The sequence below is a fragment of the Scardovia wiggsiae genome (assembly GCF_051045985.1).
Taxonomy (GTDB): domain Bacteria; phylum Actinomycetota; class Actinomycetes; order Actinomycetales; family Bifidobacteriaceae; genus Scardovia; species Scardovia wiggsiae.
This window is the reverse complement of record NZ_CP157350.1, coordinates 262,584-276,659: the sequence shown is the minus strand read 5'-3', so window position 1 is coordinate 276,659 and position 14,076 is coordinate 262,584. Positions and strand designations below refer to the sequence as shown.

General features: G+C 51.2%; 13 protein-coding genes and 3 tRNA genes. 2 read left to right on the top strand and 14 right to left on the bottom strand.

The window, feature by feature from the left end; genetic code table 11:
- Positions 1 to 6 precede the first annotated feature (6 nt).
- The 4 genes from ABKA16_RS01140 to ABKA16_RS01125 form a co-directional block, all read right to left on the bottom strand.
- Positions 7 to 630, bottom strand: a complete 624-nt coding sequence (locus tag ABKA16_RS01140; protein WP_434156687.1) for a hypothetical protein — start codon at positions 628 to 630, stop codon at positions 7 to 9.
- Positions 631 to 1,137: 507 nt separating this feature from the next.
- A complete protein-coding gene (locus ABKA16_RS01135) occupies positions 1,138 to 1,740 on the bottom strand; it encodes a hypothetical protein (protein WP_381000150.1) in 603 nt (200 codons plus the stop codon).
- Between the two features lie 5 nt (positions 1,741 to 1,745).
- Positions 1,746 to 2,201, bottom strand: a complete 456-nt coding sequence (locus ABKA16_RS01130; protein WP_434156686.1) for a hypothetical protein — start codon at positions 2,199 to 2,201, stop codon at positions 1,746 to 1,748.
- A 149-nt stretch (positions 2,202 to 2,350) separates the two neighbouring features.
- Positions 2,351 to 4,447 (bottom strand): hypothetical protein, encoded by a 2,097-nt coding sequence (locus ABKA16_RS01125; protein WP_380999609.1) that lies wholly within the window; start codon positions 4,445 to 4,447, stop codon positions 2,351 to 2,353.
- 179 nt (positions 4,448 to 4,626) lie between these two features.
- Between ABKA16_RS01125 and dinB the strand changes: the two genes are divergently transcribed.
- A complete protein-coding gene (gene dinB / locus ABKA16_RS01120) occupies positions 4,627 to 6,027 on the top strand; it encodes a DNA polymerase IV (protein ID WP_380999611.1) in 1,401 nt (466 codons plus the stop codon).
- A gap of 13 nt (positions 6,028 to 6,040) precedes the next feature.
- Here dinB and fdxA read toward each other — a convergent pair whose 3' ends face one another.
- Together fdxA and ABKA16_RS01110 are read right to left on the bottom strand one after the other, a co-directional pair.
- Entirely contained in the window at positions 6,041 to 6,388 is a 348-nt protein-coding gene (gene fdxA, locus ABKA16_RS01115) for a ferredoxin (RefSeq protein ID WP_380999612.1), read from the bottom strand.
- 96 nt (positions 6,389 to 6,484) lie between these two features.
- The gene (locus ABKA16_RS01110) at positions 6,485 to 7,711 is read right to left on the bottom strand and encodes a UDP-N-acetylmuramate dehydrogenase (protein ID WP_380999613.1); all 1,227 of its coding nucleotides are present in this window, start codon (positions 7,709 to 7,711) and stop codon (positions 6,485 to 6,487) included.
- A 244-nt stretch (positions 7,712 to 7,955) separates the two neighbouring features.
- Between ABKA16_RS01110 and ABKA16_RS01105 the strand changes: the two genes are divergently transcribed.
- The gene (locus ABKA16_RS01105) at positions 7,956 to 8,540 is read left to right on the top strand and encodes a DUF4854 domain-containing protein (RefSeq protein ID WP_421672054.1); all 585 of its coding nucleotides are present in this window, start codon (positions 7,956 to 7,958) and stop codon (positions 8,538 to 8,540) included.
- A 193-nt stretch (positions 8,541 to 8,733) separates the two neighbouring features.
- Here ABKA16_RS01105 and ABKA16_RS01100 read toward each other — a convergent pair whose 3' ends face one another.
- The 8 genes from ABKA16_RS01100 to ABKA16_RS01065 form a co-directional block, all read right to left on the bottom strand.
- A complete protein-coding gene (locus ABKA16_RS01100; protein ID WP_380999616.1) occupies positions 8,734 to 10,239 on the bottom strand; it encodes an amino acid permease in 1,506 nt (501 codons plus the stop codon).
- Positions 10,240 to 10,552: 313 nt separating this feature from the next.
- A complete protein-coding gene (gene rpmG / locus ABKA16_RS01095) occupies positions 10,553 to 10,723 on the bottom strand; it encodes a 50S ribosomal protein L33 (RefSeq protein ID WP_007147645.1) in 171 nt (56 codons plus the stop codon).
- A gap of 84 nt (positions 10,724 to 10,807) precedes the next feature.
- Positions 10,808 to 10,881 (bottom strand) — tRNA-Met (locus ABKA16_RS01090).
- A gap of 1 nt (position 10,882) precedes the next feature.
- Positions 10,883 to 10,957, bottom strand: a tRNA-Thr gene (locus ABKA16_RS01085).
- Position 10,958: 1 nt separating this feature from the next.
- Positions 10,959 to 11,040 (bottom strand) — tRNA-Tyr (locus tag ABKA16_RS01080).
- Positions 11,041 to 11,136: 96 nt separating this feature from the next.
- On the bottom strand, positions 11,137 to 12,231 hold the full coding sequence (locus tag ABKA16_RS01075; RefSeq protein WP_380999617.1) for a histidinol-phosphate transaminase: 1,095 nt from the start codon (positions 12,229 to 12,231) through the stop codon (positions 11,137 to 11,139).
- A gap of 228 nt (positions 12,232 to 12,459) precedes the next feature.
- Positions 12,460 to 12,753 carry a co-chaperone GroES gene (gene groES / locus ABKA16_RS01070; protein ID WP_007147647.1) on the bottom strand — a complete coding sequence of 98 codons (294 nt, stop codon included), beginning with the start codon at positions 12,751 to 12,753 and terminating at the stop codon, positions 12,460 to 12,462.
- A gap of 208 nt (positions 12,754 to 12,961) precedes the next feature.
- On the bottom strand, positions 12,962 to 14,038 hold the full coding sequence (locus ABKA16_RS01065; RefSeq protein ID WP_380999618.1) for a hypothetical protein: 1,077 nt from the start codon (positions 14,036 to 14,038) through the stop codon (positions 12,962 to 12,964).
- Positions 14,039 to 14,076 lie beyond the last annotated feature (38 nt).

Here is a 14,076-nt window from a genome sequence, read left to right as displayed (position 1 = left end):
TAGTGCCTAATAATAGTCAGTATCAATGTCATCCCAACTACTCCAGAACGTATAATCCTTATACTTCCCGCTGGTATCATTGACGTAATCAAAATTTGTAGGAGGGTATTCAACACGCTCATTCTTATGATGGAGCTCATCCTGCATTACCACAGGATGCCTGTATACCAGATCGGCATCATTCCTGCACCATACTACAAACTGCTTTTCCTTCCTGCCCAGCTGCCACCTGTGCCGTATATTATACGCAAGGTTCCTGCCGTATGCCCGTTTTACACTTTCATAAGTGACGGTCCAATCTGGATATAATTTACGGATTCTGGAGTTATACACACTGATTGCTTTCTTGACAGCAGGCACTTTTTCAGCGGGGATAGGATCAGCGGGCCACCACTCTGGGAGCGAGAGCCCAGGTATGAAATTTGCGGGTTTTTCCCCAAAAGGCGGATGGTCTGTGTCAAGCAGGCCTTGGAACTCATCCACCATTGACACCGAAGTCGCCCGCTTGTCCTGGATGTATCTCAGTATATTGGTACTTCCGGCCATAATAACTGGAGAAAATACCAGAACTGTGATAACCGTTATAATGCCGATCCGTACCCGGCTATCATATTGACGGTCTGATAACATCGCATACACTCCTATATCCTTATACTGTTAAGCTCCATACTTAATTCCCGACTTATAATCCCCATACCAATAAGCAAAATACATCTCCCTCGTATATATCCGCCATCCGGTTGAAATATTGCGCGCAAGATCCCTGCCATACGCCCTCTTCACACTCTCAAAAGAAACTGCCCTTTTAGGGTATAAGAAGTTATATTTACCGATTGCTTTTTTGATATCCTGTATCTGTTCGGAAGAAAATGGGTTGTCAGGCCAGTCGTCCGGGGTATGCCCGTATCTGGGTGAACACTGAGCAGGGGCATTCCCAAAATGACTGCTAAATTCCAGAATCATACTCTCGCACAATTTCTGCTGCTGTGGGACTTCCACCTCGTTGTGGTACTGTGCCCGGATTGTTATTGCGATAATTCCGAGCAGGAAAACAAGGATGCATATCAGTACTGTGCGTAATGACGGTGTGCGCAGGAGGCGGCGATGGATATGGGCAGATGGCATCATTTGTCTTCCTCACTCCCCCTGATCCGGAGCAAACATATAATCCTGAAACGCATGCGAATCACTATGAGTAATAAAATAATAATTAGTTATACCATCAACATCTATAGCCTTATCACCCTTCCTATGAATTAAACGACCATCAGAAAAAATATCATTCTTATACACCAGGTTCGCGTATCGCCGGCTCCAGTATACGAAGGCGTGTTCCTTCTTATCCAGCTTCCAGCCCTGCTCAACATTACGCTTCAAATCCCTACCATACGCCCTCTTCACACTCTCAAAAGAAACAGCCCTCTTAGGATATAACGAATCATACACGCCTATCGCCTTCCTGATACCAGATACCCTATTGGAAGGAATAGGGTCAACAGGCCACACATCAGGATCCGAAACACCAGAAACAAAAGACCCGGGAGCCTCCCCCAAAGGAACAGCCCCAGGACGATCCCCCTCAAACTCCTGAACCATCACCGACGATAACGCCGCACGAGCCTGACGCAAATCCCGAACACGCACAACCACCACACCAGCACCAACAACAAGAACCAAAACAATAACAACCAACACAACAACCAACCGTACCCGGCGCGAATACTCACAATCAGACAACATTTCTATCACTCCCCCTGACCCGAAGCAAACATATAATCCTTATATTCCATATCTGCCCCCTTTATATACCCAAAATTACTAGGAGGATTCCCCAGCACCACTTTGTCTCCTTTATGGTGGACAACCCCGTCACTATCCACCACATCTCTCCTATACACCAGATTCGCGTATCGCCGGCTCCAGTATACGAAGGCGTGTTCCTTCTTATCCAGCTTCCAGCCCTGCTCAACATTACGCTTCAAATCCCTACCATACGCCCTCTTCACACTCTCAAAAGAAACAGCCCTCTTAGGATATAACGAATCATACACGCCTATCGCCTTCCTGATACCAGATACCCTATTGGAAGGAATAGGGTCAACAGGCCACACATCAGGATCCGAAACACCAGAAACAAAAGACCCGGGAGCCTCCCCCAAAGGAACAGCCCCAGGACGATCCCCCTCAAACTCCTGAACCATCACCGACGATAACGCCGCACGAGCCTGACGCAAATCCCGAACACGCACAACCACCACACCAGCACCAACAACAAGAACCAAAACAATAACAACCAACACAACAACCAACCGTACCCGGCGCGAATACTCACAATCAGACAACATTTCTATCACTCCCCCTGACCCGAAGCAAACATATAATCCTTATATTCCATATCTGCCCCCTTTATATACCCAAAATTACTAGGAGGATTCCCCAGCACCACTTTGTCTCCTTTATGGTGGACAACCCCGTCACTATCCACCACATCTCTCCTATACACCAGATTCGCGTATCTCCCTGTCCAATCAATGAAATCCTTCGTCCTCACAAGTTTGCTTTTATCGGATGCCTCGGGTATATCTAAAAGATTCTTTTTAATATCTTGAGTGAATTCCGAAAAACGATACCTTTTCCCGGGATGTAACCGGTTATACATTTCTATAGCGTGCTTGATTTTAGTTTGTACCTCAGGTTTGGAAAGCATCTGAGCTATTGGATCTACATAGTTTTCATCATGCTCCCCATGGATACCCTTGTATCGGAAAATAACTCCCATATCATTGAATATCTCCTTGCGGTCATAAAAAAGCTGGGCATCATTAAGCTTATTCACTTTATCCGCACGCTTCCTGTTCTGTTCTTCATCCATTACGTCACTGGCAAAATCCTGCAGGATCGTAAATGCTTCTACAGTTTTACCGACAAGCTTAGGCAGCTGTTTAGCAATAAAACTCTTCACCTCTCCAAAGCCCTTATTAAATGCTGCGTGCCCTGAAGCTCCCACTACATCCCAACCCGCAAGTCCTTTAATATTTTGTAGATTATGCGCAAAATTGATAAGGTCTCCCATACCTCCTGACATTGCTACATACATATGCGATAAGCTTGCGGTTGTCCCATCCGGTTTGCTTTCAGCAGTTATCACGTGTGAGAGATGCGGTTCTACTCCTATGATGACCATACGTGCCGAGCTTGTACTCTTCTGAGGAGGCAACATAATACTTAGATTTATACCCAAACCGACAGGGGTGATGCCCCAGATAGATTTAGTGATCTCACCAGTATCAAGCCTAACCCAAACAGGCTTAATGTTCTTTATCAAATTCAGGATATTATTAACCATAGCCCGTCCCACCCAAGGAGCGTGAGGATCCCCCTTATCTGTTGAAACCATGAGTGTATTACGAGTAAAGGAGTTAGATGCGCCTGTCACCCAGTCTAACAGCGCACTTTTTTTATACCCATACAGGCGAACATTAGCAAAAGAAGATCTCTTTGAGCCATCCCTTGCAAAAAGGAATCTCACTGCCTCCTGTAAGGATTTGACATCCGGGTTGAACTTCGTATATTTGCCGTTAGCCATGTTTTCCATGGCTTTCACAGCAGCAGATGCCATCCCGGATGTGAGCAGCCACGATGGAAGTTTCGCCAGGCCCTTCCATAATGCCTTATTATTCTTCGCGGGATCCTTCTCCCCTTTTCCAGCTCTATAGAAATCAGAAGCCTGCCAGCCGTCAGCAACCGCCTTCTTATATGCCTCCCACTCCTCTCCGGTCATATATTTCTTCATTTCAGACTGTACGGCAACACCCCACTGGTTATCTACAGCCTCTGCCCATGCCATATCAGCATCCCGGCCTTCCGCTATCGCACGGGCGGCAGCGGACGCCTGTGAGATAACAGGGATAAGGTTCTGGACATCTGCATAAAACGTTGATGATATATTTATGTAACGGTGCACCCGCTCAAGGGCATCCCTGTATCCCCGGGCAGCAGCCTCACACACCGCATTAAGATGTTCAGTCGCCTCCGCCAGGCTGTCAGCCGCGGCATTGCCCTCTGCTGAATTCAAAAGGGATCGCGCCCTGCCGCACATATCCTCCAGATGCGAAGTACGGCTCTGCATATCGCTGATCAGCTGTTCCAGATGGCCTGTATCCACAGAGCCGTCAGGTTCGGTCGGACGCAACTCACCCAGCGCAGCAAGGTTTTTCCTGTCACCTTTTTTAACAGCATCAAAAAGCAGCGACTGGGAACGCAGGAACTCAGAATGCGAATGGATCCTGGATGTCAGCGCCGTATAAGCCTCCCCCTGCAGCTCATACGACTGCAGATCAAATACAGAAAACCGCGATAGCCATTGGCGGCACTCACTGGACTTCCTGTCCATCAATTGGATCTCGGTGTTAAGCTGCTGCTTTAACTCCCGGATTTTGATCCTCATTACAAATCATCCCCGCATCTTATATATGATCTCAAACTCATAACTCACTATGTCTACGGTATAAAAACCCAAGGCACTATATCCTCAGCATACAAATGGCGGCAGACAGGGCAGCCGCCGGTATCCCTCCCCTGCACCCCCTCCTGACAGTTCCATACACCCGGTCTAAAATTGGCAGCATGAGTACTGCGCCGCGCCTTGAATCCGCCAAGCATGACTGGGGCGATGATATCAGCGGATGTACTGTGCTGCATATCGATATGGATGCGTTCTATGCCTCATGCGAGATAGTGCGTCATCCTGAGCTCAGAGGGAAACCTGTGATCATAGGGACAGGCCGCCGGGCGGTAGTATCTGCAGCCAGCTATGAAGCCCGGAAATTCGGCGTCAACTCAGCCATGCCGGCTGCTACCGCACACAGGCTTTGCCCTCAGGGCATATTCCTCCCTGTAGATATGCAGTACTACCGCAGCATGAGCAGTCAGGTTTTCGGAATATTCGCCCGGATCACCGACAGAATCGAAAAAGTATCTGTAGATGAATGCTATATGGACGTTTCAGGTGCGTTACTGCAGTGGAAAGACCCGCGCGAAATAGCGGCGTGGATACGCCGGACGGTGAGGGGGTGCATTGGAGTGACCTGTTCCGTAGGTATCGCATCAAATAAGCTTATTGCCAAACTTGCTTCAACAAATGCGAAACCGGACGGCATGCTCATGATCCCCCAGTCCCGGCAGGCCGAATTTATCCAGATGATGCCCATACGGGCAATCCCCGGGATCGGCCCTTCCACCGAACGGGCCCTATCAGCCTGGGGGATATCCACTGTGAAGCAGCTGGCGGATATGAGCATATCCAGCCTCACAAGCGCACTCCGGTCCGCAGCGCATGCCCGGTACCTTCACCAGGCAGCACGCGGGCTGGGGTCAAGTGAAGTAGTCGTATCTGCGGCCGAAAAATCTATTGGCGCAGAACGCACATTCGCGGAAGATACCAACAGCTGGCTGAAAATTTCGGGGCTTCTGCGATGGTGCTGCGACGATGTGGCTTCGACCCTGCGCCGCAAAAAGCTCTACGCCCGTACCGTCACGGTAAAATTACGCTTATCAGACCTGTCTCATATATCAAAATCAGTGACCGTAACGCAGCCGATGAATTCTGCCGCCCAGATATACCCTATTTCCCGTCAGCTCCTGGCCCGGCTCCTTAAAATGCAGCAGCCGGAAAAAGGGAAGGACGCTGAAGTGCCCCGGCTTATCCGGCTGGCTGGCGTCAGTACCTCCCATTTTTCCCCTGCATCTTCGACTATGTACCAGCCTTCCATAGATGATTTAGATGAGGGGGATGTGACGGTACCTGCCGGGGAAAACAAGGATGCCTGCAACGCCTCTCTCGGCTCCGGACACGATACTGATGCGGCAGAAGCAAGCAAAAACGCTCAAAGCCTTCTGCAGCAGGGGCCGTATCAGAAAAGTAAAAATAAAAGTAAAAACCCTGTGCCAAATACTGCGAAAATTGAATCTGCGCTTGACAGGATCCGCGAAAAATTCGGGAAGGGCTCAGCAAGCCTGGGTATCTGAGCCAATCGGGCGATCACTGGCTATGGCTGTTGAGATATTCCGCGTTAACATCCGCGGGGAGCTCAGCAATACGCGGATCATCATGGTCAATAATGCCAAAAGCCTGCGCACCGCCCGGATCCCCTACTTCATCAAAAAGGGTGGCCGCGGCATCTTTATACCAGACCCAGTCATCAGGAAGGTCATCCTCATAAAATATGGCTTCCGTAGGGCAGACGGGCTCGCAGGCGCCGCAGTCCACGCATTCGTTCGGATCAATGTACAGCGTCCGCTGGCCCTCATAAATACAGTCAACAGGGCACTCATCAACGCATGCACGGTCTTTCACATCTACGCAAGGTTCCGCAATAACGTACGCCATAATGCCTCCTGCTTCGGCTGCCGTTTCAAAACTTCTATCTACAGTGTAGCGTTACCGGTGAAAATGAAACACCCGCATGCAGACAGCGATGATACATTACAGCCCTATAAACACCGGCTCGGGGACGAGATCAATATTGAACGCCTGCTGTACGCCTTCACGAATTGTCCGGGCAAGCCGGACAATATCATCCGAACGCGCGCCACCCCTGTTAGTCAAAGCAAGCGTATGGCGCGATGACAGCGCAGCACGGCCGTTAACGGTAAACCCTTTATGGAACCCCGCACGGTCTATAAGCCATGCAGCCGAGGCTTTAATGCCTTCGCTGCCATCCGGAAGCGCGGATTCAAAGCGGGGGGCGTCAACTGGGAGAACGGCATCAGCCTGGGCAGGGGTGATAACAGGATTGACAAAAAAGCTGCCGCAGCTCCAGCGGTCATAGTCAGGCTGTATCCCATCAGCCTGATGCGCATTATGGACTTCTGCCGTATCCTTTGTCCCCTTCATCCACGGATTCCCATACCGCGAAGGGTCTTCCACCATGCCCTTCCCGGTACGTATCTGCAGTACTGCGGTACGGATATCGCTCGCAGCAATACGTTCCCCAACCCTGGCCTGCAGGGCCTCCGCCAGCTGTGCCATGCCAACCACACCTGTTGCACTATGCCTCAGCTCAAAAACCACTGAAAGGACTATATAGCGCGGGCTGGGGAAATACTGCGAGGGGGTGCGTCCGCTCGTCCTCTCATCCATACCTTCATACATTGTCTTTTTAAGCAGCGACGTCCGGTACCCGAAGCACATTTCCTCTTTTTTAAGGTTTATGACCTTCTGGGCCTTCCGGTCCCATACCTGTACCGAGCTGACCGCTGATGCCGCCTCCTGCCCGTAAGCGCCGATATTCTGTACTACGCTCGCACCAACGGTCCCGGGGATGCCGGACAGTCCTTCAATGCCTTCCATTCCCATGCGGACAGTATACTCCACGAAATCATCCCAATTTGTACCTGCTTCTGCCTCAACGTGCACCAGCTTCGGCTCCCCAGGCCCTGCCGGGACTGCTTCATCCAGTATGGAAACCTTACGGCGTGCGTCACGCACAACGACCCCATTGAAATCATCATCACTGACGAGCATGTTGGAACCGCCGCCAATAACGCATAAAGGCAGGTGTTCGCTGTCAGCATCAACAAGGGACAGGATAAATTCAGCGCGCGATGTGGGCTGGATGAATTTCCCTATGCGCCCTCCGATACGCATAGTTGTAATATCTGCAAAAGAAGCGGGCTTGCTGCCCACAGTATCAGGATGGCCTGCCGTCATAAATACGCTCCAAATTCCACAACTATTCCTGTTACTATCCTATCTTTCCGCAGTGATTTATCCTCTGTCAGATGCTGCTGGCGTCGCAGCACCATGCCGCGATACTGCTGCAGCACCTGATGCCAGCCCAGCCCATACGTTTCCCCTGCTATACTTGGCAGCGTATGTTAAAAATGCTATGGATGCTATACGGCGGATACAACAGGCCGTACAAAACAAGATCGAAGGACCAACGATGCACAAGATGCCTAAAATAATTTTCCGCGGGATAACCGCATTCGTTGCTTCTGCGGCGCTGCTGGGCATGGCAGCGTGCGGGTCACAGCAAAAGCCTGCTTCGCAGCCAAAAGGTACACCATCCTTATCCGCATCATCTTCGCCTTCTGCGGGAGCTTCCCGGCAGGCCTCTTCCGATGCCAAAAAACTGGCTGATTATATAGCGTCCCCTGCTATCACAAAGCAGGTTGAAACTGCCAATACCCAGATGGGCAAAGACGGCAAGGTTTCGCTGGCTTCCGAGGGCAAAACTGTTGTTATGACAGTCACCCTCAATAACTCGCTCTTCGGTTCACAGCCTCTCGATACAGTCAAACAGAACCTCAGGAGCAAGAAAGACCTTTTTGCCGACCAGTATGCAACCATCGGAGGGCAGATTGTCAAACAGATCCAGCAGCAGACAAAGCTGGAGGATCTGCATCTTAAGCTCAATATCTGCACTGAAGATGGGGAGGCTATCATCACAAAAACATATGATGAGAAGTCTTCAAGTTCTGCTTTGAAAAACTCGCAGTCAGGATCATCATCGCCCTCATCATCTTCATCACATTAAGCGGGGCTGCCGCGGCTGAGGCTGCCGGTCAGGAGCAACGCGCCTCTGCCCAGCCAGACTGCCGGCCAGCCAGGCCATCTTTTTAATAATTTATCTGTATAATCTGTTATCTGTATAACCTGCAGTTTTCCGGCTGTCAGACAACCTGGGACCTTCCCAACCTGTCTGATGCAGCCTGAATCGTCCGCAATAATTATTTATATCGGCCTATATTATTGGCAGTTTCACTATTCAGCTTCGAATGCCTGTACGAATAGCCGAAATAGACAGCCAAGCCTATGGCAAGCCATACAAGGAAACGCAGCCAAGTTAGAACGGACAGGTTGATCATCATGAACAGGCACAGCAGTGCCACGATCCCCGGGACCCACGGGCTTCCCGGGACCTTAAAAGTGCGGTGCAGGTCAGGGCGTTTCCTGCGCATGATCGGCACAGCAGCAGCTACCAGCATAAACGCTGACAGTGTACCGATGTTGACCATATCGGACAGGATCGAGACATCAAAGAACGAGGCGATAACTGCAATTATTACTCCGCAGCCTATCTGAAGCAGTACCGGAGTCCCGCGCTTCCCGGTTTTTGACAGCCCCCTTGGCAGAAGGCCGTCGCGGCTCATGGCGAATACGACCCTCGAAAGGCCGAGGAGCAGCACCATAACCACAGTCGTCAGGCCCACAACGATACCAAAGGAAATAATTTTCGCTGCCCACTGTGCGCCCGCAAGTTCAAAAGCAGTTGCCAGCGACGGGTCTTTGGCAGCAGCCAGCTGTTTATACGACACCATGCCGGTCGTAACGAATGCGACGAGTATATACATAACTACAACGATGCTGACGCCGAGGATAATGCCGCGCGGCACTGTCCTGCCGGGGTCCTTCGCCTCTTCCGAAGCGGTAGCAACAATATCAAAGCCGATAAAGGCGAAAAAGACCAGGGCAGCACCTGAAAGTATCCCTGGCACCCCATATATGGAAGGCGTCATGTGAGTAGCCCACTGCCACAGCGGCTGCTCAACTGCTGACCCTGGTACTGCGCCGGATGCGCCCGCCGCAAGATGTTCCTGCGTCGGTATAAAAGGAATAAAATTACTCCAGCGGATGTAGAAGAATCCGGCAATAACAATAAAAAGTACGATTGCTATTTTGAGTACTGTCAATGCCCCATCAATGCGTGATGACAGATGGGTCCCCAGCACCAGCAGAAGGGTAAAAAAAGTAACGATCACAGCGGGCGCCCAGTCGAAGGTAACGGCACCGAAATGGATGCGGGTCGAAATGCCCCATCCCATGAGTTTGGTGAAATCGGTCAGATATATACCCCAGTACTTGGCAATCACAGCCCCGGCCATCATCATTTCAAGGATCATATCCCAGCCGATTATCCATGCAATGAACTCGCCTATTGTGGTATAGGTGAAGGAATACGCTGATCCTGCAACAGGGACCATTGACGCAAATTCCGCATAGCATAATGCGGCTGCAGCACACACTACCCCGGCAATAATAAAACTGATGATCACAGCAGGCCCCGCATGGAAAGCTGCAGCCTGCGCACCTACAGAGAATATCCCCGCACCCACAGCGACCGCAACACCCATCATTGCAAGATCCCATGCGTTCAAAGTACGCTTAAGGCTCCTGCCTTTTTCCGCAGTCTCTTCAAGCGAATGTTCAACTGACTTTGTGCGCAGTATATCCATACTAGCCTCCGTCCCGGTTTCTGCTGCTGTCCATATGCGGTGGAATTTAAGTTATATTCCGCTAATGTACACAAGAACCCCGATAAAGCACGGCATATTGGGGATATTCCGTTCATATTCCGGGATCCCGGTTCGTATCCGAATAACTGCCCGCGGTAAAAGAAGCAGGAAAAATAAAACCCGGCATAAAACCGGGCAAAGTCACAATTCAGATCATCGCAGTGCAGACCTGTTTACAGCCTTTCCAGTGTCTGGCAATAAAAGCAGGACTGATGCGGCATGGCACTGCCGCCGCCTCTGAAAGACCGGGGAATCAGCGGGTCTCGCGATGCAGCGTCTGCTTACCGCAACGGGAGCAGAATTTTTTCAGTTCAAGGCGGTCCGGGGTATTACGGCGGTTTTTAGTTGTAATATAGTTGCGTTCCTTGCATACGGTGCACGCCAGCGTAATGCCAGGACGAATATCGGCACTCTTCTTTGCCATTGTTCACCTTTCATTAATGTATTAAGTGTTCCAAGCACACTAAACTATAGTGTGCTATGGACTACACTTACACAATTTGCCTCGTAGCGAGAGGGAGACTCGAACTCCCGACCTTACGATTATGAGTCGTACGCTCTAGCCAGCTGAGCTATCCCGCTATGGAGCCCCGAGCGAGAATTGGACTCGCGACCTCTTCCTTACCAAGGAAGTGCTCTACCACTGAGCTATCGGGGCGTGGCGGATAGTGGATTCGAACCACTGAAGCTAATAGCGGCTGATTTACAGTCAGCTCCCTTTGACCGCTTGGGAAATCCGCCTTTGCCGATGCTCATGGCATGGGCAACTTTGTTAGTCTGCCACTTTTTATGCAATTATGCAAGTCCAACATGCCGGATTCAGGAAAATTTTTCTATTTACCGCACAAAACCATCGGCGCTCAGTCCTGCACAGACCTCAATAACTGCATCATTAGCCTCAGGGACACCAATGGAGACCCTGATACCCTCACCGTCAAATGCCCGCACTGCAAGGCTTTGCGCACGGAACCTCGCGGCAGCCTCTGCAGTCCTGCTGCCCAGCGGAAGCCAGAAATAATTCGCCTGCGATTCCGGGACAGACAGCCAGCCCTGGCCCCGAAGCGCCCCCATAACACGCTTACGTTCAGCCACAATGGCATCCACCCTGTTCTGCAGCTCATCAAGGGCATCCAGGCTTGCCAAAGCTGCCTTCTGGGCCAGATCTGATACACCGAAAGGCAGCGCAACTTTGAGCATAGCGCTGACGATTTCAGGCTGTGCAATACCATAGCCTATGCGAAGCCCCGCCAGCCCATACGCTTTGGAAAATGTCTGGGCAATCACCACGTTAGGGTATTCATCAAAGATATCACGGGCAATACTGCGCTCAGGATCGGTATTGAACTGGAAATAAGCCTCATCAAACAGTACAAGCACATCTTCGGGCACTGCATCCATAAGCCTGGATACTTCGCCGCGGGTTACAGGAGCCCCTGTAGGGTTGTTAGGGTTATTCACGACGACCAGGCGGGTACGGCTGTTTATAGCGGCAATCATGGCATCAATATCATGCCGCCCGTCAGAGGCCAGAGGCACCGGCACACCTGTAGCACCTGAAGCCGCAATGATGATCGGATAAGCTTCGAAGCTGCGCCACGGATAGATGATCTCATCGCCCGCTCCTGCAACTACGCTGACCAGCTGGACGATCACCTCTGTGGAGCCGGAGCCTGCAACGACATTATCCAGCGAAACATTATTCAGCTCTGCGATACGCCTGCATATATCAGTGCAGCGCATTTCAGGGTACCTGTTGATCTGCGGTATGGCATTTTCCTCAAGTACTTTTTTTACGCTTTCCAAAGGTTCGTAAGGATTCTCATTGCTGGAAAGCTTATAGGGGATCACGCCCGGGATACGGGGCACAACGCTGCCCTGCTGGTAGCCGGTAATAGTATCGATTATTGCGCGGTGCTTAAAATCGTATGCCACACAACTATTTTAAGGGGTGCCGGGGAATTGGGGGGGGGAGCTGGGGACCCCATGCGTTTCAGAATCTGATATAGGAAGCGGCACAGAATCTGACAGGGAGCACCACACAGCTTTGCATATAAAAATCCCCCCTGCTGATATGCAGAGGGGATCCGAAAATCAACGGCCATCCCCTGTCAGCTTACTGCGCTTCCCGGCACATGGCCGTGTATCCGGCCGCGTATCCTGCTACTGGAGGATAGCCAGGACGTCGCGCGCAGATACGATCAGGTAATCTTCGCCTTTATATGTTACTTCAGTACCGCCGTACTTGGAATACAGGACGCGGTCGCCTTCCTTGACATCCATCGGCACGCGCTCACCCTTGTCATCACGGCGGCCGGGGCCTACAGCAAGGACTTCGCCCTGCTGGGGCTTTTCCTTAGCAGTGTCAGGGATCACAAGGCCGGATGCAGTAGTAGTCTCTGCAGGGGCCTGCTTAATGATGATCTTATCTTCTAATGGCTTAAGTGTTATTGCCACTGTTACCATCCTTTCCGAAAAGTGTTCTTTCTTTTCAGCGTACGGGCAAGTGAGCAGCTGACGAACACCCATCCGCACTGAACGCTAAAACCTATAATAGCGTGAGGCTGGCACTCAATCAGCACGAGTGCTAAAAGCTATGCTGAAAGCGTTACAATATATAGGAAACGCCAGAGCCGCCGCCATCACGCATAACACCTGCGTCAGCCTATTCTTTGCTGCCGGCAAACTGGCGACGCTCAATTACTGCATCAATATCAGTGCCAAGCGAGTCTGATGTCTGTATGGGGGCCTGAACGCCCGCAGCCATATCAGAGGAAGGGATCGCAGGAGGGTCAGCAGGCGGGACAGCCCGGGCCACCTGACGGCGGGATATGATCTCACGGCTGCTGACGGCAGCGGCAGTACTGCTGAGGAAAGTATCAGATGCTGATACCTCAAAGGATGAAGCAGTATCTTCAGTACCGCCAGCCTCCGGGATAGAAGTATCGGTGCTGGCAGCATTAACACTGGCGTTGGTACCAGTTATGCCGTCATCATAGGGATATACAGCAGGCGTATGGGAAGATCCTGCTTCTTTAAGGGAACGGCGGCGGATTGCAGTGCCCTGCTCGCGGATCGCAAGGGTCAGGGCTTCCTGGATCTCCATCTGGCTCATAGCATCTGTCTCAGTTTCAAACTCCTCTGAAGGACCTCCGAAATCCCGCGCCCCTGCAGACACCATATGGATATTATGGTTGAGGGTATGCCGCCTGGTGCTCTCCCATGCAGGCCTGTTTTTTACAGCGTGTACTGTGTCCTCCCATTTGCGTGCCTGCGAAGCAGCATGGGCTCCGAGAAAAAGTACTGCCGCTAACACAGCAGCCGGTATAAGGGCGCATAGTAAGAATACCCTGTGCATAACGCCAACTGCCGCGAACACCACAGCAAGCACGGCCAGGATACCCGCTACGGCTCTGCGGCGCCTGATCGCTTTACGCCTTTTTTCCCTTACGCTGTCAATATAGTCCTGCGTAATCCGTCGGGCAGCTCCATCCATATGAGAACCTCCATCATGTTGATGCGCATCCCTGTTGATCTCTGTTATTTCAGACTCCACGACGCCCGAATCCTCAATACTGCGGAAGCCGTCTCCTTCACAAGCGGCCTCAGCAGGACGGAGCGAAACCGGCTCGCCGTCATCTTCATCCTGCTGCACAGCATTCATCATCCCTTTCTTAGTGGCAAGAGGGATAATGCCAAAAAGCGTCACGAGAACGATAAGCATGAATACAATTCCACTCATCGATCCAATGTCCATATATCTAACCTTAAATCACACGC

Coding starts and splice junctions, on each gene's coding strand:
- ABKA16_RS01125 (WP_380999609.1), bottom strand. CDS start 4,447: ATGAGGATCAAAATCCGGGAGTTAAAGCAGCAGCTTAACACCGAGATC.
- ABKA16_RS01100 (WP_380999616.1), bottom strand. CDS start 10,239: ATGGATATACTGCGCACAAAGTCAGTTGAACATTCGCTTGAAGAGACT.
- fdxA (WP_380999612.1), bottom strand. CDS start 6,388: ATGGCGTACGTTATTGCGGAACCTTGCGTAGATGTGAAAGACCGTGCA.
- ABKA16_RS01110 (WP_380999613.1), bottom strand. CDS start 7,711: ATGACGGCAGGCCATCCTGATACTGTGGGCAGCAAGCCCGCTTCTTTT.
- ABKA16_RS01065 (WP_380999618.1), bottom strand. CDS start 14,038: ATGAGTGGAATTGTATTCATGCTTATCGTTCTCGTGACGCTTTTTGGC.
- ABKA16_RS01130 (WP_434156686.1), bottom strand. CDS start 2,201: ATGGTTCAGGAGTTTGAGGGGGATCGTCCTGGGGCTGTTCCTTTGGGG.
- ABKA16_RS01105 (WP_421672054.1), top strand. CDS start 7,956: ATGCCTAAAATAATTTTCCGCGGGATAACCGCATTCGTTGCTTCTGCG.
- ABKA16_RS01140 (WP_434156687.1), bottom strand. CDS start 630: ATGTTATCAGACCGTCAATATGATAGCCGGGTACGGATCGGCATTATA.
- ABKA16_RS01135 (WP_381000150.1), bottom strand. CDS start 1,740: ATGTTGTCTGATTGTGAGTATTCGCGCCGGGTACGGTTGGTTGTTGTG.
- rpmG (WP_007147645.1), bottom strand. CDS start 10,723: ATGGCAAAGAAGAGTGCCGATATTCGTCCTGGCATTACGCTGGCGTGC.
- dinB (WP_380999611.1), top strand. CDS start 4,627: ATGAGTACTGCGCCGCGCCTTGAATCCGCCAAGCATGACTGGGGCGAT.